We start from the raw sequence: 741 nt of genomic DNA on the forward strand, positions 1-741 counted from the left end.
TTTATCTAAAATAGGCGAGAATACTCCCACCTCAAGGAATGTGAAGGGCGTAGCCCAATGAGTAGGTGGGGGATGAATCGCCTTCGGACAAGGGATGGCTATTTACCATCTCGATTGTCCGACTGTTCGAGTGCTACCTGTAATAAATGAAAAATAGCTTGCGTACGAGTGCCAAAACCCTTTTGCTCTTTGTATGCAGCCACTCTCTCTAAAAGAATTTTAGGAAATCGTAATACTACTGTTTGTTTTTCCCTGTCTTCACTCCTAAAATGATATACATAAGGAGGTGAAAGTCATGATTGTCAATAAAGCATACAAATTCCGTATATACCCAAACAAAAAACAAGAAATTTTAATCGCTAAGACGATTGGTTGTTCTCGCTTCGTATTCAATCGCTTTTTGGCACGTTGGAATGACACATACAAGGAAACAGGCAAAGGATTGACATATAATTCTTGTTCAGCAGAATTAACACAGTTGAAAAAGGAATTCATATGGCTAAAAGAAGTGGACAGTATTTCCTTGCAATCCGTACTCAAAAACCTTGCTGATGCGTTCACTCGTTTTTTCAAAAAACAAACTGATGCACCCCGATTTAAGTCTAAAAAGAATAAAGTTCAATCCTATACAACAAAACAAACAAACGGAAATATTGCGATTGCAGGAAATAAAATGAAATTACCGAAACTTGGCTTTGTTCGTTTTGCAAAATCAAGAGAAGTAGAAGGGCGTATTTTAAA

General features: G+C 37.4%; 1 protein-coding gene. It reads left to right on the forward strand.

All coding sequences use genetic code 11. From position 1 onward, the window contains the following. Positions 1-295 precede the first annotated feature (295 nt). Positions 296-741, forward strand: a 446-nt coding sequence (locus tag ACFQZ1_RS18495) for an RNA-guided endonuclease TnpB family protein (RefSeq protein WP_377883663.1), incomplete at its 3' end; no start/stop codon positions are given.

Source organism: Bacillus sp. CGMCC 1.60114 (assembly GCF_042676365.1).
GTDB lineage: Bacteria > Bacillota > Bacilli > Bacillales > Bacillaceae_G > Bacillus_A > Bacillus_A rhizoplanae_A.